The sequence below is a fragment of the Streptococcus sp. 959 genome, from assembly GCF_013277075.1.
In the GTDB taxonomy this organism is placed as follows: Bacteria; Bacillota; Bacilli; order Lactobacillales; family Streptococcaceae; genus Streptococcus; species Streptococcus pseudopneumoniae_C.
Genome location: NZ_VMMF01000008.1, coordinates 14,825 through 34,024, shown reverse-complemented (window position 1 = coordinate 34,024; position 19,200 = coordinate 14,825). Strand labels below are relative to the sequence as shown.

Genomic DNA, 19,200 nt, shown 5'->3' with positions numbered 1-19,200 from the left:
CTACAAATATTATAGAGCCCATATATCTAAAAGAAACTCTAAATCCGTTTCATCTTGATATATAGTAGATTGAAACAAGATGTGAACAAGTTTATTGAGAAATTCAAATTAATTTCATGTTTTAGAAGTAGTATTGTACTATTCTAGATTCGATTCACTATAGTATAGAAAAAAGCCATCAAGTGATGACTTTATCAATGAATTCTAACGATTATCCTCTCCAATTTTATCTTTTGTTAAACTCAATATAAGTGACAAAGAGAAATTTATTGCTGCAATACTTTTCTTGGTTTGGTACCTTCAGCTGGACCAATGACACCTGCCATCTCAAGCTCTTCCATGAGACGGGTCGCACGGTTAAATCCAACTGACAAACGACGCTGAATCATAGATGCGCTGGCTTTCTGGGTCTCAATGACTAGAGCCTTGGCTTCTTCAAAAAGCGGATCTCCACCAGAATCACCATCTGAAAATTCTCCTTCATTCTCAGAAACCTCACCTGGATCAAAGCTCTCATCGTAGTCCGCATCTGCCTGAGCCTTGATGAAGTTTACGATGCGTTCGACATCGTCATCCGAGATAAAGGAGCCTTGGAGACGAACTGGGTGGTTTTCATCAATCGGTTTAAAGAGCATGTCACCTCGACCAAGCAGTTTTTCTGCTCCATTTTCATCTAAAATAGTACGGGAATCTGTCCCTGATGAAACTGCGAAAGCGACACGAGATGGGACATTGGCCTTGATCAGACCAGAAATGACGTCAACGGATGGACGCTGAGTCGCAAGAATCATGTGAATACCTGCAGCACGCGCCTTCTGCCCTAGACGGATGATAGCATCTTCCACTTCCTTGCTGGCCACCATCATAAGGTCAGCCAACTCATCTACAATCACGACAATGAGTGGTAGCGGAATTTGCTTGTATTCAGACTGGGAATTGAACTCTTCTACCTTGGCATTAAAACCTGCAATATTCCGAACTCCCACCTTGGCAAAGAGTTCATAACGATTTTCCATTTCATCCACAACCTTTTGCAGAGCCTTGCTGGCTTTGCGTGGATTAGTCACGACTGGAATCAAGAGATGGGGAATATCATTGTAAACAGACAACTCAACCATCTTGGGATCGACCATCATAAATTTAACTTGTTCAGGTCTCGCCTTCATGAGGATGCTAGCGATAATGCCATTAACAGCTACTGACTTCCCTGAGCCTGTTGAACCCGCGACGAGCAAGTGGGGCATTTTAGAAAGGTCAAAAGCTCTTGCGGTTCCATTAACAGCCTTTCCTAAAGGAATTTCCAAGAGATTTTCTGCTTTTGTTTGAGATTGTTCCCATAGTTCACGGAAAGATACAGTCGCAATCTCGGAGTTAGGTACTTCGATTCCAACTAAGGATTTACCAGGGATAGGTGCTTCGATTCGGACATCCTTGGCCGCCAAGGCTAGAGCGAGGTCATCTGCTAAATTGGAAATGCGGTTAACCCTTACACCCACTGCTGGCTTAACTTCATACTTGGTCACTGATGGTCCAATTTCAGCCCGTTCAACTGTTACCTTGATACCAAAGCTAGCAAAGGTTTCTTCTAGGATTTTGATGTTTTCTCGGACGATTTTCTTTTCTTTAGACTGGTCCTTTGGTTTATCTGGGGCAAAGAGTTGTAAGCTTGGAAGTTTGTATTCTAGGGCTTCCTTAGCTGAAAAATTGACCTGAACATCTTCATCATCAGAACCGTCTTCCTGTTCAGGGAATTCAAGTTCAGGTTGAGGCAGGATGATTTCTGGTTCCACCCACTCTTCTTCCGGAAAAGGTGGAACGTCAAGCACAACATCATCAGTCAGAATTTCACCCGTTTCCATATCAACAGGAGGCAAATCGAGTAAGGCTTTTTCAGCCTCTTCTTTCTCTAATCTAGCCTCTTCCTCAGCCTTTTGATGAGCTTTTTCTTCTTGTTTGACAAAGCGTTCCTCTTTTCGACGCTCATGACCTTCCCGCCATTTGGCAAAGCCTCTACTGAAGAATTCAGCAATATCGTAAACAGACCAAGGACTGACTAGGAGTGCACCAACTAAAATAAAGATAGAACCAATAAAGTAAGTACCGATATTTGAGAAGAGAAAGGCGATTGGCATATAAAGAGCAACCCCAATCAATCCTCCACCAGCAAAACTGGTCGTTCGAAAACCAGTCAGATCAGTCACAACCTGAGCCATAGTCCCTTTTAATACCGACTTATCCAAACCATATTTCCAAACTAAGTAGGCCTCAAAAATCAAGAGCAAACCTGCAAATATGGTGAAAAAGCCAGATAGGAGCCCTTCCTGTTTTCGTATCCACTTGAAAAAGAAGAGATAGAGTAGGATGCCAAATATTGCCAGATAAGCTAGGCTACCCACCAGCAAGCGAATTAGATTGTAAAGGGTTATACCTGCAGCCCCTAATTTGAAGGCTGCGAAAATCAATAAAAGCGCGATTCCAAGCGAAATCAACATTCGTTGAATCGCTTCTTTTCTTTCGAGTTCTGCTTTAGACGGTCTCCGTCTTGTTTTACTTGTATTCTTGTTTGCCATTCTTCTATTATACCATATTTCAAATCCATTTCGGAAAGAGAAAAGATTGCACCAAACAGTACAATCCTTCAATTTTATAGCTAATTTTTATGCTTGGGGTTTGCGGAGGTAACCATAAACCACACCACTTACGATTGCTCCTACCAAGACAGAAACGAGGTAAAGGAGAGCATTTGAAGTAAGGGCAATAACGAAGATTCCTCCGTGTGGCGCCATGAGTTTGATACCAGCAAGACCAACAAGACCACCTGCTACTGCTGAACCAAGGATGAAACTTGGGATAGCACGAGCTGGGTCAGCGGCACCAAATGGAATCGCTCCCTCAGTGATAAATGACAAGCCCATGATGATGTTTGTCAAACCAGAGTTACGTTCTTCCTTAGTAAATTTATCTTTGAAAAGAAGAGTTGCAACAAAGATAGCAAGTGGTGGAACCATTCCTCCAGCCATAACTGCTGCCATGGCTACAGAACCACCTGAAGAAACAGTTGCTGCAAGCGTACCTGTCCCAAAAACATAAGCCGCTTTGTTTACTGGTCCACCCATGTCAACAGCCATCATTCCTCCAAGAACGATACCAAGAAGGACAGCTGAACCTCCACCAAGACCGCCTAGGAAGTCATTCATAGCAGTGTTGATTGCTGCCATTGGGATGTTAACAGCTAGCATGACAAATCCAGTCAAGATTGTTCCAAGAAGTGGCAATAGAAGGATTGATTTTGCACCTTCAAGTGAACGTGGAACTTTAACGTATTTCTTGATAGCAAGAACCAAAGCACCTGCAATAAATCCACCAACAAGGGCACCTAGGAAACCAGATGAGACACCTGCAAGAGTTGACGTTGCTTCACCACCTGCTGCATAAGGAATTTTACCAAAAGCAAAACCTTCTTTGGCAATAGCACCAGCCACGAAACCTGCTACCAAACCTGGTTTTTCAGCGATAGAGTAGGCAACATAACCTGCAAAGACTGGAAGCATCAAACCAAAGGCAGCTCCACCAATTTTCATGAACATAGAAGCTAGCTCATGGTAGGAACCAAGATTACCAAGATTTTCATTTGGAACACCCAAAGCACCGTCAATCAAGAAGGCAAGGGCAATCATGATACCTCCACCAATAACGAATGGCAACATTTGGGATACACCACTCATCAAGTGTTTGTAGAAGGCACCACCAAGGCTTTGTTTTTCGTTAGAGGCTGTTGCAGCTTTTGCACCATTAGCAGCACGGTAGACTTCAGCATCTCCTGAAAGAGCCAAGTTAATCAATTCTTCTGTTTTACGGATGCCGTCAGCAACTGGACGATTGATCAAAGGTTTGCCATCGAAACGATCCATTTCAACGGCCTTGTCTGCTGCTATGATAACAGCTTTAGCCTTGCGGATGTCTTCAGCAGTTAGTTGGTTTCCAACACCGCTAGCACCGTTGGTTTCGACCTTAATTCCAACACCCATTTCAGCAGCCGCTTTTTGAAGGGCTTCTTGAGCCATGTAAGTATGGGCAATACCTGTCGTACAAGCTGTAACAGCCACGATAAAGTCACCAGATTCATTAGCATGTGCTTGAACAGGCTCTTCCGTTTTTTCTGAAGCTTGGTTAAAGAGGTCAATAACTTGATCAGCTGATGTTACTTGACGGAGTTTGTCAGCAAATCCATCTTTCATCAAGTATTGAGACAATTCTGCCAAGGCAGCCAAGTGAGTATCATTAGCACCTTCTGGAGCTGCAATCATAAAGAAGAGGTCGGTTGCTTGTCCATCCAAGCTCTCATAGTCAACACCCTTGTTTGACTTAGCAAAGAGAACAGTCGCCTCTTTGACAGCAGAGTTCTTACTGTGAGGCATTGCGATTCCGTCACCCAAACCAGTAGAAGTGAGAGCTTCACGCGCCAAAATTCCTTCTTTAAAGGTTTCAAAATCCGTCACATAACCGTGGTCTGTCAAGCTTTTAATCATCTCTTCGATGACAGCAGTTTTTTCAGTTGCCTGCAAATCTAGCAACATGACATCTTTTCTCAATAGGTCTTGAATTTTCATCTTTTTTCTACCTCAACTTTTTCATATGTTTCTTTAATAAATTCCGCCGTTGCCAAATCATCTGAGAAGGTGGTTGCTGTTCCACAAGCAACCCCCCATTTGAAGGCTTCTACTGCGTCTTTTGATTTGACAAATTCACCTGTGAATCCAGCAACCATAGAATCACCAGCCCCAACTGAATTTTTGACTGTCCCTTTGATTGGTTTAGCAAAGTAAGCTCCCTCAGATGTGACAAGAAGAGCACCATCACCAGCCATAGAGATAATAACATTTTGAGCACCTTTAGCCAGTAACTCACGAGCGTATTTCTCAATTTCATCTAAACTTTCGAGTTTCACTCCAAAGATAGCTCCAAGTTCATGATTGTTTGGTTTGACCAAGAGCGGTTGGTATTCCAAACTATCAATCAAGGTCTGGCCTTCAAAGTCACAAACCACTTGCGCACCCGTCTGACGCGTCAAGGCAATCAAATCCTTATAGATAACATTGCCTAGATTTTTAGCACTTGAACCCGCAAATACAACCGTGTCTTCTGCAGTCAAACTAGACAAAATAGCTTTCAACTCTTCTAACTGGGCTGGTTCAACAGTTGGACCCGTTCCGTTGATTTCTGTCTCTTGGTCTGCTTTGATTTTAACATTGATACGAGTATCTTCTGCCACTTGGACAAAACGTGTCTCGATTTCTTCCTCTGCCAAAGTATCTGTAATAAATTTACCAGTAAAGCCACCGATAAATCCCGTCGCTGTATTTGGAATATCCAAGCGTTTCAAAACACGACTGACATTGATTCCTTTCCCACCAGCAAACTTATCATCACTATCCATTCGATTGACACTACCGACTTGGACTTGGTCCAAACGGACAATATAGTCAATGGATGGATTAAGTGTGACTGTATAAATCATACTTCTATTACCTCCGTTTTCTCCTTAATAGCCTGCAAGAGCTCATGCCCTTGACTTGTGATAACAATAGCTCGTTTGAGTGGTGCTACCTTAGCAAAGCAAGTTTGTCCAATTTTTGACGAATCCACCAAGACATAGGTCTGTTTGGCATTCTCTAAAATAGCTCGCTTCACAGCTCCCTCCTCCATATCAGGAGTCGTATAATAGCCATCATCTACACCATTCATCCCGATAAAGGCACGGTCAAAGTGCAATTGGTTAATCTGGTTAAGAGCAACTCCCCCGATGCTCGCATCTGTCGCCATCTTGACACTTCCTCCAACCATGACAGTCGGAATCTGCTTTTCAACCAACTGAGCTGCATGGTGAATCGAGTTGGTCACGACTGTAACATTCTTATTGACCAATTCATGAATCAAAAAGGCTGTAGTTGTTCCAGCATCGATAAAGATGACATCTTGTTCCTTGATGAGAGAGGCTGCTTTCTGAGCCAGCAACTTCTTCTCTTGAAGGTTTTTGACAGATTTTTCTTGAATGGTTTCTTCTTCCTGCAAGGAATGGGGCAATTCTGCTCCACCATGCACGCGACGAAGCTTGTTTTCAGCTTCCAATTCATCCAAATCTCTTCGAACCGTTGATTCTGACGTTTCTAGCAAACTAACTAATTTCTCTAGAGAAACTACATGATGTTGGTTTAACTCCTCTAAAATCAGTTGCTTCCGCTCTGTTTTTAACACTGAATCACCTCCTGTTATCGTTTACACTATTCATTCTATCACACTTTCTTTCAAAGTCAAGCGCTTTTTGTCATTTTCTTTCAAAATCTATCATTTTTCTTATTTCCAAAATTTTTATTGCAAGATAAGAGCCTTTATGGTAGACTATTTGAGTAAGTATTGGAAGATTACTCAAGAGGCTTAAGAGGCCGTGTTGGAAACGCGGTAGGCGTGTAACAGCGTGCGTGGGTTCGAATCCCATGTCTTCCGTTTATTTTAAAAAAGATACCCAAGAAATCTTGGGTATCTTTTTTCTTATATGCTTGTTTTATAACTCGGGTGAATTTCTTAGAAAATATCAAATAACAATTTCACATTGAGAATTGTTAAGATAATGGAAACGATATAGCCAAGGATGGTATTCCATTTGGCATTGGTAAATTCTCCCATCAGTGATTTCTTAGAAGTTAGATAAATCAGTGGGAAGATTGAAAATGGAAGAGCAATCGAAAGAAAGACTTGTGAATAAACCAATAACTGATCCAATGTTTTTTCCTGATGACCAAACAGAACCGCTACAATCATGACAGGCAACAAGGCAAAGAGACGAGTTGCCAAACGAATGAACCATTGAGGTAATCTCATATGCAAGAAACCTTCCATAACGATTTGTCCAGTCAAGGTACCCGTAATTGTCGAATTTTGACCACTGGCTAATAAAGCCAAGGCAAACAAGGTTGATAAGGTCGAGCTAGCTATAGCTCCTGCAATAGTAGAATCCTGCAAGGCATTATACATTTGAGAGAAGGCAGAAATCTCAGATGCATGGCCGAAAAAGAGAGCCGCCCCGAGAATTAATAGAAGGGAGTTAACCACAAAGGCCAAGGATAATTGGAGATTTGAATCCCAGGTCATAAAGCGCACGGCTTTTCGAACATCATTCTTGTCCTTGTGATTGATTTTCCGAGTTTGAGACAAGGAAGAATGCAAATAGAGGTTATGGGGCATAACCGTTGCTCCCACGATCCCTAGTGCCAAGGTTAATTGACTTTCATGCCCTGGCAAGGGACTTTCAAATAAGGTTGCATTCGGTAGATAACCCTCAACGATTCCTTGGAAGCTTGGATGTGACAAAGCTACCAGATAGGTAAAAATTGCTAGAATGGTTAAAATCAGTGTTGTCACAATAGCTTCAATCTTCTTAAAGCCAAATTTCATCAGAAGCAATAAGAGAAAAACATCCAACACGGTCAAGAGAATTGCTATCATAATCGGAATCTTAAAGAGAAGATTGAGAGCAATCGCTGAACCTAGAACTTCTGCCAGATCTGTCGCCATCAAGGCTAATTCTAAAATCACCCATAGACTATAACGAAGCCATTTAGGTGAATGATGAGCCGTTGCTTGAGCCAGGTCCATCTGGGTTACAATACCAAGCTTTCCTGCCATCTGCTGAAGTTGCATGGCAATGAGAGATGAAATCAAGATAACAAACAAGAGACTATACTTATAGGAAGCACCACCGACTACACTGGTAATCCAGTTTCCTGGATCCATATAACCAACTGCAACAAGAGCACCCGGACCTAAAAAGGCCTTTAAATTTTGCCAGAAATGATTGTTATTTGGAGTATCGATAGATTGATTAATCTCAGAGAGTGACACTTTTTTATGAGAAGACATAGATACTTACCTCTTTCTAAACCTACTTTTTCATTATTTTCTATTAGAGAAAAATAAGATTGACTTTAAACTATTAAAACAATGAAAACTATATGAAAAACATTTGGTTTTTTCATTATTTTTCTTAAGGCACCTTAATTATAACAGAAAATATGATAAAAACTTAAGAAAATTCAGGACTTGATTTAATATTTAGGATCCAACAAAATGTTGTATTCTTTTTTTGCAAAAGAATACCAAAGAATAAAATAAAAAACGTTGTAAAATGTACTGACCCTTTTCACCTTGTTAAAACACCATTGATCTTAACTCATCACTTACCTCTTAAAAAATCTTTAGAATTGGCTTAATCCCCTTTATTGTATCGCGTTTGGAGTTTTTTTAGGTATAACCTTCGACGCGCACCTTACGTAGGACGACAGACTCATAGCTTTATACATAATAGAACGAGTATCTCCATCTGTAGAGATACTCGTTTTTTGCTATTTTCAAAGTGTTCTTTTTGACCAATCCCATACATCATTTTTATAGTAAATTGAAACTAGAATAGTACATCGTGGATACTAAAACATTTCTAGAAATTAATTTGATTTCCCTAATCAAGTTGCACACATCTTATTTCAAACCACTATATATTCAATGAAAATCAAAGAGCTAACTAGGAAGCTAACCGCAGGTTGTTCAAAGCACCGCTTTGAGGTTGCGGATAAAGCTGACGTGGTTTGAAGAGATTGTCGAAGAGTATTAAGGAGTATAGAATAGTATTTTAACTCCATCCTCTAAAGTGCTCCCAATAAAAGACACTTGAACACTATATTCAGTATATAAGCTTTATTCCAACGATCATTCTTTTCTAATTTATCGTAAATAAATATAAATTCACAGAATACTGTCAGATGACTTAAAAAATGATTCTTTGGAAAAAGCGAATCGAAACTTGATTTATCACTTTTTATTCCACTATCTTTTTGTCACACATATTGATAAAGTACTGGTGCAAGCGAACATCATCAGTCAATTCTGGATGAAAAGAAGTTACCAACATATTTTTTTCTTGGGCTGCAACGATTTGATCGTCAACTCTTGCTAGAATTTCTACACCCTCTCCAACACTGCTGATAATTGGACCACGGATAAAGGTCATTGGAATCTGACCGACTCCCTTACATTCTGCTTCCGTGTAGAAACTTCCTAGTTGGCGCCCATAAGCATTACGCTCGACCACCATATCCATAGTTCCTAGATGACTTTCTTCCTGAGAAGTGATTTCCTTAGCCAGTAAAATTAAGCCTGCACAGGTTCCAAAGGCTGGTAAACCAGATAGAATGGCTTCACGAATGGGAATCAGCATGTTCTGATCACGTAAGAGCTTGCCCATGGTTGTAGACTCACCTCCAGGTAATATCAAACCCGACAAGTCACTCTGATGTTTCTGAAAATCATCTAGATTTCTGATTTCAACACTCTCAACACCTAATTGATCTAGTACTTTTGCATGTTCTGCAAAGGCACCTTGCAAGGCCAATATTCCAATTTTCATCTATTTTCCTCGCTCAGCCATGAGGATTTGGATCTCATTTTCATTTATACCAACCATGGCTTCTCCTAGATCTTCAGAGATTTGAGCTAGGATTTGAGGATTACGGAAGTTAGTCACAGCCTTAACAATGGCACTCGCTCGTTTAACAGGATCGCCTGACTTAAAAATACCTGAACCGACAAAGACCCCCTCTGCCCCTAATTGCATCATCAACGCAGCATCTGCTGGCGTTGCAACGCCTCCAGCTGCGAAGTTTACAACTGGCAATTTCCCATGTTCATGGACATATTGAACCAATTCTACAGGGACTTGCAAGTCCTTAGCAGCAACATAGAGTTCATCTTCACGTAGATTTTGAATGCGACGGATTTCTTGATTCATCATACGCATATGGCGAACAGCTTGGACGATATCTCCTGTACCCGGTTCTCCTTTAGTACGAATCATGGAAGCACCTTCAGCGATACGACGCAAGGCTTCACCCAAATCCTTAGCACCACAAACAAAAGGAACTTGGAATTCTTTCTTGTCCACATGGAAACGGTCGTCTGCTGGAGATAAAACTTCACTCTCATCGATATAGTCAATTTCAATAGCCTCTAAAATCTGAGCTTCAACAAAGTGCCCGATTCTGACCTTGGCCATCACTGGAATACTAACTGCTTCTTGGATTTCCTTAATCATCTTTGGATCACTCATGCGGGAAACACCACCAGCTGCACGGATATCAGCCGGAATCCGCTCCAAGGCCATCACAGCTGCCGCACCAGCAGCTTCTGCAATACGTGCCTGTTCAGGGTTCTGAACGTCCATGATAACCCCACCCTTGAGCATCTGTGCCAAGTTTTTATTTAATTCATAACGATTTTCAGTCATTTCTTTTTCCTCATCATTTATATTGGTAGCTACCATTTCATTTTAATTCAGAACAGAAGGAATCACAAGATAAAAAAAACGTAATTGTGTGGGTACAGATTAATTAAAAAACTATCTGACCTTAACTTAAGGCCAGATAGTTCATCAAATTTTATTTTTCAGCTGTAAGTGCAGCCATTGTGATGTAGTTGTATGGTTTGTTGAAGTGTGGCAAGAAGAAGAGGTCTGTCAATGCCAATTTATCAATTGTCACATGCTCTTGGATAGCAAGTGAGAACATGTGGATTCCCATGCTGATTGCAGAATCGTGTGAAACCATTTGGGCACCAAGAATCTCACGGCTATCTTTGTCAAAGACAATCTTAATTGCTACTTCATGGTTGTCATGTTTCATGAATTCTGGTTTTTGAAGATCGTTAAAGCCTGTTTCAGTTGCATTGTAACCAGCAGCTTTCGCTTTTTCAAGTGTCAAACCAGTTGAAACCATGTGAAGACCATAGATTGAGATACCGTTTGAACCTTGAACACCGATTCCTTCCAATTCATGTCCACAAGCGTTGTAAGCACCAACAATACCAGTACGAACTGCGTTTGAAGCAAGGGCGATGTAGCTTGTGTCTTTACGAGCGTTGTCATAAACAGTCGCACAGTCACCTACTGCGTAAACGCCTGGGATAGATGTTTCTTGTTTCTTGTCTACAAGGAAGGCACCGTTACGGAAGAGTTCAATTTTTCCATCAGCAAGGGCTGTGTTTGGACGGAAACCAACTGCAAGGATAACCATATCTACATCGAAAGTCTCTTTATCAGTAATCAAGCGTTCAACTTTACCGTCACCTTCGATTGCTTTAACAGTTTGACCAAGAGCCAAACGGATGTTGTGGTCTTCCAAGTTCTTGGCCATCATTTGTGTGAAGTCTTTGTCATAGTAACCGTTCAAGACAGTATCTACAATATCAACAAGAACAACTTCTTTTCCAAGACGTTCAAAGGCTTCAGCAAGTTCAACACCGATATAACCACCACCAACAACAGCGATACGATCAAGGTGTTTACTCTTATCAGCAAGCTTATTGATAACTTCTTCAGCGTTTTGGTACAATTTAACGAATTGTACGTTTTCAAGAGTTGCTTTAAATTCGCGGTTTCCTTTAACAATTTCAACACCTTCGATTGGTGGCAAGATTGGTGTAGAACCTGTAGCGAAAATCAATTTCTCGTATGGCTCTTTGTGCTCTTTTCCTTCAACTTCTGCTGTAACTATTTTGTTATCATAGTCGATTGAAAGAACAGGTGAGTTCATGTAAACCTTAGCACCTTTAGCTTCCAATTTTTCTTTATCAGAATAGAACAAGCCTTCAGCACCGTCAATTTGTTCCCCAATCCAAAGGGCCATTCCACATCCTAGGAAAGAGATGTTAGAGTTTTGGTCAAATACAACGATTTCGTTCTCATTTCCAAAATTATCCAACATAGTATTAATACATGCTGTACCAGCGTGGTTAGCACCAACTACAACGATTTTACTCATAGAAAAATTCCTACCTTCAATTTTAAATTTACTCTTCTAGTATAACATTTACTGTTAGCGTTTACAAGAGTTTTGCTAATTTTCCCGATTTTTTTGTAAAAAAATGTAAATAATTTGTATTTTATCATTCTTTCTTACAATTATTCTTTATTTTCTGAGCATATTTCTTGACAACTTTACAAATTTTATTTGTGAAAACGCTGACTTTATGGTATGCTAATATCATGGAAAGAAATTGTAAGGGGTTAAATTTAATATAAATTTACAATATTTCAACCTTCTTTTCACATAAGAGAAAGGAGTTGGTAGCTTGCCTCTTAGTTCACATTCCGAACGGCTAATGGGGACTACTATCACTATTTCATTAGTAGATGAGCGAGCCGATATCTTGCTTCAAAAATCCTTTGATTTACTCAAAGAGCTAGAATACCGCTTCAATGCCAATAGCCAAGAATCTGAGTTGATGGAGATCAATTATCAAGCTGGAATAGCTCCAGTCAAAGTTCATCCAGACCTGTTTGAACTGCTTGCACTTGGATTAGAGCATAGCCTAGCGCCCTCTAGCCATCTCAACATCAGTATTGGTCCCTTAATTCAAACCTGGCGTATCGGTTTTTCAGATGCCAAAGTGGCCCAACCCCAAGAAATTGAAGAGGTGCTACCTTTAATCAATCCTCAGTATATCGAGTTAGATTCTTCTGCTTCCACTGTGTTCTTGAAACAGAAAGGAATGAAGATCGATCTTGGTTGTTTAGCCAAGGGTTATAGTGCGGATAAGGTTGCCCAATTTCTAAGAGAAGAGGGAGTGACTTCTGCCTTGATCAATCTGGGAGGGAATATCCTGACCATTGGAAAAAATCAGGCAAGAGGAAATCAACCTTGGCAAATCGGGATTCAAGACCCAGCTAATCCGAGGGGAAATCACTTAATGACCATCCCTGTTGTCGATAAATCTGTCGTGACTTCAGGCATTTATGAACGTCACCTGACAGTCGATGGAAAAGATTACCATCACATTTTTGATAGTCAAACAGGCTATCCTGTTGAAACGGAACTTGCTAGTCTGACAATCATCTCTGATAAATCAGTTGATGGTGAAATCTGGACAACTCGTCTCTTTGGAGAAAGACCCGCTTCTATCCTCTGGCAAGTCGAAAGTTTGGAGGGCATCGAAGCTATCCTCATCGATAAAGAAGGTCACCTAAGCTGTTCTTCAGGAATTCCTACTCTATAGAAACAACTGTTTCAATGGAGTTTTAAAATCGTATTATGTAAAAAGAGAAAGGAAATCTCATGTTAAAACTTATTGCTATTGTTGGAACAAATTCAAAACGTTCTACAAACCGTCAATTGCTTCAATACATGCAAAAACACTTTGCTGAAAAAGCTGAAATTGAACTTGTTGAAATTAAAGACATTCCTGTCTTCAATAAACCAGCTGACAAGCAAGTACCTGTTGAAATTTTAGAAATTGCTGCTAAAATTGAAGAGGCAGATGGCGTTATTATCGGTACTCCTGAGTATGACCACTCTATTCCAGCTGTTTTAATGAGCGCTCTTGCTTGGTTGTCTTATGGTATCTATCCACTTTTGAACAAACCAATCATGATTACAGGTGCTTCATATGGTACTCTTGGTTCATCACGTGCCCAATTACAACTTCGCCAAATCTTGAATGCTCCAGAAATTAAAGCAAGTGTCCTTCCAGATGAATTCTTGCTTTCACATTCTCTTCAAGCCTTTAACCCAAGTGGAGACCTAGTGGATCTTGATGTTATTAAAAAATTGGATGCCACTTTTGACGACTTCCGTATCTTTGTAAAAATCACAGAAAAATTGCGTAATGCACAAGAATTACTTCGCAAAGATGCTGAAGACTTTGACTGGGAAAATTTGTAAGATAGGAGACCAAAAAGAATGAAATTTGTTGGACTTGTAGGATCAAACTACGATCAATCATATAACCGTAAACTCTTGGAATTTATCCGTCGTCACTTCAAACTTAAATTTGAATTAGAAGTTCTTGAAATTGACGAAGTTCCAATGTTTAACCAAGACGAAAAATGGGACGAAAGTTTCCAATTACGTTATTTATATAACAAAATTACTCGTGCTGATGGTGTTATTATCGCTACTCCTGAACACAACCATACAATCTCAGCTTCCCTAAAATCTGTTCTTGAATGGCTTTCATACGAAGTTCATCCATTTGAAAACAAGCCAGTCATGATTGTAGGTGCTTCTTACTACGACCAAGGTACTTCTCGTGCCCAAGTTCACCTTCGTAAGATTCTTGATGCCCCAGGTGTCAATGCCTACACACTTCCAGGAAATGAATTCCTTCTTGGTAAAGCTAAAGAAGCTTTTGATGTTGATGGAAATATCACAAATGAAGGAACTATTAATTTCCTTGAAACATGTTTAGACAACTTTGTAAAATATGTGGGAGTCGTTTCAAAATTGAAAAAACCAAAACCAATTGCACCAGAAGATTTATATTGTACAAATCCAATCGCAACTACCATTCAAGGTGTTGATCCAGATGATCCTGAATGGGTAGAAAAAGCTGCTGAACTTGTTGGAGCTGTTTCTGGAGATACTTACGTTAAATTAGACCACGGTATCTTGACAGTTAACCAAATTGATATGTTCTTGAAGGCAATGCCATTTGAGTTGACATTTGCAGATGATAACAACCAATTCTTGTACTTTAATAACGCACATCAAGATCCAAATACAATGTTTGGTAAACGTGTACGTGCTCAATCAGGAAACCGTTTAGGAACTGTACACGGTTCATTGCCAGACTCTAGAATGAAAAACGTTGAATGGGTTGTCGGCGTATTGCGTAACGGGGATCAAGAATATGTCCGTACAATTGTGCCAGGAACACCTGAAGGTGTTATTAATACCCATAATTACCAAGCAATGTACTATCCAGATGGTTCATATGCTGGAATTAATGAGATTATCTTTAATTTCCAACCATGGCTTGATTGGTACCTCAATACAACTGGTCAACGTCTAGTTGGTGGAAATGCTGTAGCTCCTGCTGGAGGACATGGCGGAGCAGATGCTACATCTGGAGCTTCTGATGCAGGTGATGCTGGAGGTCACGGTGGTGGCGCAGACGCTACATCTGGAGCAAGTAACTAATACTTTTAGGAACCGTTATGGTTCCTTTTTTAGTGACAAAAGACTAGCAGACAAACACTGCTAGTCTTTTGGTTATTATTTCATCTATCTTTATTAAAAGAAAGAATATTTATTATGAATTTGGGTCATCGAGACTACGACCGTGTAAACCTTTTTCACGTTGGACTTGGCGTAGTTTTTCTGGTGTAACATCGTTTCCTTCTTCGTCCACAATTTTGATTCCCTCAATGTGGTGACGAACAGAGCGACGATAACCTTCGATGTACTCCTCACGTAGTTTAGCTTGTTCCACTTTTTCTTCTGGTGTCAAACCTTCTGCTTTTTTCTTTTTAGCAAGCTCATTGATACGATCAATTTTTTTCTGATCCATTTCTTCTCCTTTGTGATAAGATAAAGTCCGTTTGTCAAATTTTATTTAGTGTTAATTTGGTTAAAACGTGCAAGTTTAGCTGCTTTTTGAGTTAAATGAGACAAGATAGCCAATCGATTTTGACGAACAGCCTGATCTTCTGCCATTACCATGGTATTTTCAAAGAAAGCATCAATAATTGGGCTAAGCGCAAAGAGTTGTTCTAATTGCTGACTGGCAGTCCCTGACAAAACGAGTGATTCGACGGCTTCTGCCAAGGCTTTCTCTTCTTCATTCTCAAAGAGAGCTGAATCAACTGTAGCAACTCCTTCTGCCTTCTCAGCCAAGTTAAAGGCACGAGAAAGTGATTCAACAGATGATTTAAAGTCTTCTCCCTTGCTTGCTTCTACGAGAGCACTTGCTGCTTCCAACATATCCGCCACAACAAAGTTTGATCCTGCAAGAACGGCTTCCTTGATGTCTTTTGGAGTAGAACCCATCATCTTATCAACACGAGCCTTGATAAAGTCCATAACCTCTGCCTTATTTTCATAAGTCAAGCTGTCAAATGTTAGAGCATAAAGGCTATCAATCAACTCATCCATAGCAATGTGCCAACCAAAAGCATCCAAGATACGAACTACACCTTGAGTTGCACGACGAAGGGCATAAGGGTCATTAGAACCTGATGGAATCAAACCTACTGAGAAGAAACTCAAAATCGTATCCAATTTATCTGCAATAGCAAGCACTGCACCGACCTTGCTCTCTGGAAGTTCTCCTTCAGCTGATGTAGGCATATAGTGTTCACGAATAGCAGCCGCCACTGCTGGACTTTCCCCAGCAAGAAGAGCATATTTCTCCCCCATAATTCCTTGGAGCTCGTCAAATTCACCAACCATACCTGTCAACAAATCAAACTTGTAAATGGCTGCTGCGCGGGCTAGGTCAACTGTTTCATCAGCTGATAAACCTGCTTTTTCGGACAAAAGTACAGCGATTTGACCAGTACGAATCATGTGTTCACGAAGAGAACCGATTTTCTCATGGAAGGTCACATTGTTTAATTTCTCAACAAGGTCTGAAATCACCAATTTTTGGTCTTCACGCCAGAAGAATTCACTGTCTTCTAAGCGAGCTACTAAGACTTTTTCATTTCCTTTAATGACATTTTCCAAATACTCTGCGTTTCCGTTACGAACAGAAATGAAGTTTGGCAAGAGTTTACCGTCTTGATCACGAACAACAAAGTAACGTTGGTGTTCTTTCATCGAAGTCACCAAGACTTCTTCCGGAACTTCAAGGTATTTGGCATCAAAGCTTCCCATAAAGGCAGTTGGGTATTCAACCAAGTTCAAGACTTCATTCAGCAAATCAGGATCAATCTCGATACTTACACTGTGTTCAGCTTCGATTGCCTTAATTTGGTCAACAATCATTTGCTCACGTTCACGTGGATCTGCGATTACAAACTGCTTACGAAGATCTTCTTCATAGCTCAAAGCTGACTGAATCTTGGTTTCTTTTCCTAAGAAACGATGGCTACGGCTCACACGATCACCCTTGATATCAAGGAAATCCAAATCAAACTCTTGCTCATCTAAAAGAACGATTAAAGTGTGAACAGGGCGGATGTATTCAAAACTATTTCCAGCCCAGTGCATGCTGACAGGGAAAGTCAGTGACTTCAAGACATCCACAACACCAGGAACAATGGCTTCAACTGCTTGACCAATTTCGTCCTTAGTGACATAGACATATTCTTCACCCTTGATTTCACGGAATTCGATATCTTCAACAGTCAATCCTTTTCCACGGACAAATCCTTGAGCTGCTTTTGTGAAGTTCCCATCACTATCCAAGGCAATTTTCTTTGCTGGCCCCTTAAAATCTTCTGTCAAATCAGACTGTTTGTCTGCAAGACCAGTTACACGAACAGCCAAACGACGTGGTGTTGAGAAGGTCTGAATAGCTTCAAAAGACAGGCGGTTTTCCTTGAGGAAGGCTGCCATTTTTTCGCCTAGTTGTTTTTCACTTGGTGTGACAACATAGGCTGGTAATTCTTCAAGACCGAGTTCTACTAATAAGTTTTTTATCATGTTTTTTCTCCGAAAAATATCTTTTTATTTTCCAGCTTGCCTTATGTGATGGGCACGCAAGCAACCAACTTCGTTGTTTCATTGCTAAAATTGGAGTCAAAAGTCTCCAATTTTGCCTAGTATCCTTAGCTTCACTAAGGATACATTCATCACTGCGGCAACTGGCTCAGGGCTCACTCTGTTCGCCCATTTTTCTAATTTGTCACTCTCTTTATTCTGCGTCTTCTGCTAAGAGTTTAGCCCGTGTTGCTTCATCTAAAAGTGGGTAGCCTAGGCGTTTGCGTTCTGCGACAAAGGTTTTGGCTACGACACGGGCCAAGTTACGGATACGTGCGATATAGCCTGCACGCTCTGTTACAGATACGGCACCACGCGCGTCAAGCAGGTTAAAGGTGTGTGAACATTTGAGAACATAGTCATAGGCAGGGTGAACCAAGCCTTCTTCCAAAGCGCGACCAGCTTCTTTTTCAAACTTATCAAAGTTTTCAAGCAACATCTCTTGGTCAGAAATTTCAAATGAATATTTTGAATGCTCGTACTCAGGCTGGATAAAGATTTCTCCGTATTTTACACCATCAGCCCACTCAATATCATAGACAGAATCTACTTCTTGAATGTAAGAAGCCAAACGCTCCAAACCATAGGTCACTTCCGCAGTCACAGGGCCAGTTGCCAATCCACCAACTTGTTGGAAATAAGTGAATTGAGTAATTTCCATCCCATCAAGCCAAACTTCCCAACCAAGACCAGCTGAACCAGTTGATGGGTTTTCCCAGTTGTCCTCAACAAAACGAATATCGTGTTCCAAAGGATTGATTCCTAATTTTTCTAAAGACTCAAGGTAAAGTTCTTGGATATTTGATGGAGAAGGTTTCATAACCACTTGGAATTGGTGGTGTTGGTAAAGACGGTTAGGGTTTTCCCCATAACGACCGTCAGCAGGACGACGTGATGGTTCTACATAAGCCGCATTCCATGGCTCAGGTCCAATAGCACGAAGGAAAGTGTATGGACTCATGGTTCCTGCACCTTTTTCATTATCATAAGCCTGCATAAGCATACAACCTTGGTCATTCCAAAATTGTTGCAAAGTAAGGATGATTTCCTGGAAAGTCAATTTTTTAGACATTATTTACTCCTTTTTTTATAAATTACTTGCGACACGAGTCTGCCTCGTCGATCATACGAGGCAAGACGAGTTAGTACTGCGTCTAGCTCAGGCACTCTAGTGCTGAGCGTGGGGCAGCCCGACTGTAAGGAGGTCTCTGCCACTGACGCAGTGGAAAGTCAATTTTTTAGACATTATTTTCTCCTTTAGTTTATATTATCTTCTTAGATTTATTTATCAAGCAACCAAGAAAAGGCTGGGTCCTGAAAAATATGACGTTTAGGAACAGTTTGTAAATTCTGATCGCATTTATCTATTGTACCTAATTTCAAAGCACAGACTTCTGGTATATTTTCTTGAACAGTGAAAATTTGACTATGACAGTTCTGGCAGTAATAACGCTGTTTTCCTGGAGAAGAACTATATGAAACAAGCTTTTCTTTTCCATGCAATACTAGCTTTTCACTGCTAACTTTAGCATTAACTGTATAGGCAGACGCAGTTGCTTTCCGACAGAATGAGCAATGACAAAAAACTAATTCCGATAATTCCTCATCTAGAGTGTAGGTCACTGCTTTACATAAACAAGATCCTTTAAGCATGATGCTCCTTTCTACTTAGGCA

15 protein-coding genes and 1 tRNA gene are annotated in these 19,200 nt (G+C 40.5%); 4 read left to right on the top strand and 12 right to left on the bottom strand.

The annotated features are described in order from the left end of the window. Nucleotides 1–266: 266 nt before the first annotated feature. The 4 genes from HT717_RS02695 to HT717_RS02680 all read right to left on the bottom strand — a co-directional run bounded on the left by HT717_RS02695 (nucleotide 267) and on the right by HT717_RS02680 (nucleotide 6,255). Entirely contained in the window at nucleotides 267–2,570 is a 2,304-nt protein-coding gene (locus HT717_RS02695) for a DNA translocase FtsK (RefSeq protein WP_080982857.1), read from the bottom strand. A gap of 87 nt (nucleotides 2,571–2,657) precedes the next feature. Beyond that, complete coding sequence (locus HT717_RS02690) at nucleotides 2,658–4,610, bottom strand: fructose-specific PTS transporter subunit EIIC (RefSeq protein WP_049539149.1); 1,953 nt, start codon at nucleotides 4,608–4,610, stop codon at nucleotides 2,658–2,660. Next, nucleotides 4,607–5,518: a 1-phosphofructokinase gene (gene pfkB / locus HT717_RS02685; protein ID WP_049539148.1), complete on the bottom strand. Its 912-nt coding sequence runs from the start codon at nucleotides 5,516–5,518 to the stop codon at nucleotides 4,607–4,609. The genes HT717_RS02690 and pfkB overlap by 4 nt, the downstream gene beginning before the upstream one ends. Further along, nucleotides 5,515–6,255, bottom strand: coding sequence for a DeoR/GlpR family DNA-binding transcription regulator (locus HT717_RS02680; RefSeq protein WP_000920654.1), 741 nt, complete (start codon nucleotides 6,253–6,255; stop codon nucleotides 5,515–5,517). The genes pfkB and HT717_RS02680 overlap by 4 nt, the downstream gene beginning before the upstream one ends. A 161-nt stretch (nucleotides 6,256–6,416) precedes the next feature. Here HT717_RS02680 and HT717_RS02675 point away from each other — a divergent pair. After that, nucleotides 6,417–6,504, top strand: a tRNA-Ser gene (locus HT717_RS02675). A 78-nt stretch (nucleotides 6,505–6,582) separates the two neighbouring features. On the opposite strand, the gene HT717_RS02670 is transcribed toward HT717_RS02675, so the two are convergent. The 4 genes from HT717_RS02670 to HT717_RS02655 all read right to left on the bottom strand — a co-directional run bounded on the left by HT717_RS02670 (nucleotide 6,583) and on the right by HT717_RS02655 (nucleotide 11,864). Next, nucleotides 6,583–7,917 carry an Nramp family divalent metal transporter gene (locus HT717_RS02670; RefSeq protein ID WP_004260041.1) on the bottom strand — a complete coding sequence of 445 codons (1,335 nt, stop codon included), beginning with the start codon at nucleotides 7,915–7,917 and terminating at the stop codon, nucleotides 6,583–6,585. A gap of 952 nt (nucleotides 7,918–8,869) precedes the next feature. Then, nucleotides 8,870–9,457 carry a pyridoxal 5'-phosphate synthase glutaminase subunit PdxT gene (pdxT, locus tag HT717_RS02665; RefSeq protein ID WP_049539682.1) on the bottom strand — a complete coding sequence of 196 codons (588 nt, stop codon included), beginning with the start codon at nucleotides 9,455–9,457 and terminating at the stop codon, nucleotides 8,870–8,872. Then, on the bottom strand, nucleotides 9,458–10,333 hold the full coding sequence (gene pdxS / locus HT717_RS02660) for a pyridoxal 5'-phosphate synthase lyase subunit PdxS (protein ID WP_000138517.1): 876 nt from the start codon (nucleotides 10,331–10,333) through the stop codon (nucleotides 9,458–9,460). A gap of 151 nt (nucleotides 10,334–10,484) precedes the next feature. Next, a complete protein-coding gene (locus HT717_RS02655; RefSeq protein ID WP_049539684.1) occupies nucleotides 10,485–11,864 on the bottom strand; it encodes an FAD-dependent oxidoreductase in 1,380 nt (459 codons plus the stop codon). Between the two features lie 310 nt (nucleotides 11,865–12,174). On the opposite strand from HT717_RS02655, the gene HT717_RS02650 reads away from it, so the two are divergent. The 3 genes from HT717_RS02650 to HT717_RS02640 are packed head-to-tail and all read left to right on the top strand — an operon-like array spanning nucleotide 12,175 to nucleotide 15,020. Then, complete coding sequence (locus HT717_RS02650; RefSeq protein ID WP_049539686.1) at nucleotides 12,175–13,098, top strand: FAD:protein FMN transferase; 924 nt, start codon at nucleotides 12,175–12,177, stop codon at nucleotides 13,096–13,098. 59 nt (nucleotides 13,099–13,157) lie between these two features. Then, entirely contained in the window at nucleotides 13,158–13,763 is a 606-nt protein-coding gene (locus tag HT717_RS02645) for an NADPH-dependent FMN reductase (RefSeq protein ID WP_049501905.1), read from the top strand. Between the two features lie 18 nt (nucleotides 13,764–13,781). Further along, nucleotides 13,782–15,020 carry an NAD(P)H-dependent oxidoreductase gene (locus tag HT717_RS02640; protein ID WP_173304302.1) on the top strand — a complete coding sequence of 413 codons (1,239 nt, stop codon included), beginning with the start codon at nucleotides 13,782–13,784 and terminating at the stop codon, nucleotides 15,018–15,020. Nucleotides 15,021–15,132: 112 nt separating this feature from the next. Here the strand turns inward: HT717_RS02640 and HT717_RS02635 are convergent, their stop codons facing one another. From HT717_RS02635 to HT717_RS02620, 4 genes are all read right to left on the bottom strand, one after another. After that, a complete protein-coding gene (locus HT717_RS02635) occupies nucleotides 15,133–15,390 on the bottom strand; it encodes a DUF896 family protein (RefSeq protein ID WP_000372163.1) in 258 nt (85 codons plus the stop codon). A 41-nt stretch (nucleotides 15,391–15,431) separates the two neighbouring features. After that, nucleotides 15,432–17,468 (bottom strand): glycine--tRNA ligase subunit beta, encoded by a 2,037-nt coding sequence (glyS, locus tag HT717_RS02630; protein WP_173304300.1) that lies wholly within the window; start codon nucleotides 17,466–17,468, stop codon nucleotides 15,432–15,434. A gap of 211 nt (nucleotides 17,469–17,679) precedes the next feature. Then, nucleotides 17,680–18,597 (bottom strand): glycine--tRNA ligase subunit alpha, encoded by a 918-nt coding sequence (glyQ, locus tag HT717_RS02625; RefSeq protein ID WP_000038733.1) that lies wholly within the window; start codon nucleotides 18,595–18,597, stop codon nucleotides 17,680–17,682. Between the two features lie 209 nt (nucleotides 18,598–18,806). Then, entirely contained in the window at nucleotides 18,807–19,178 is a 372-nt protein-coding gene (locus tag HT717_RS02620) for a GFA family protein (RefSeq protein ID WP_049539691.1), read from the bottom strand. Nucleotides 19,179–19,200 lie beyond the last annotated feature (22 nt).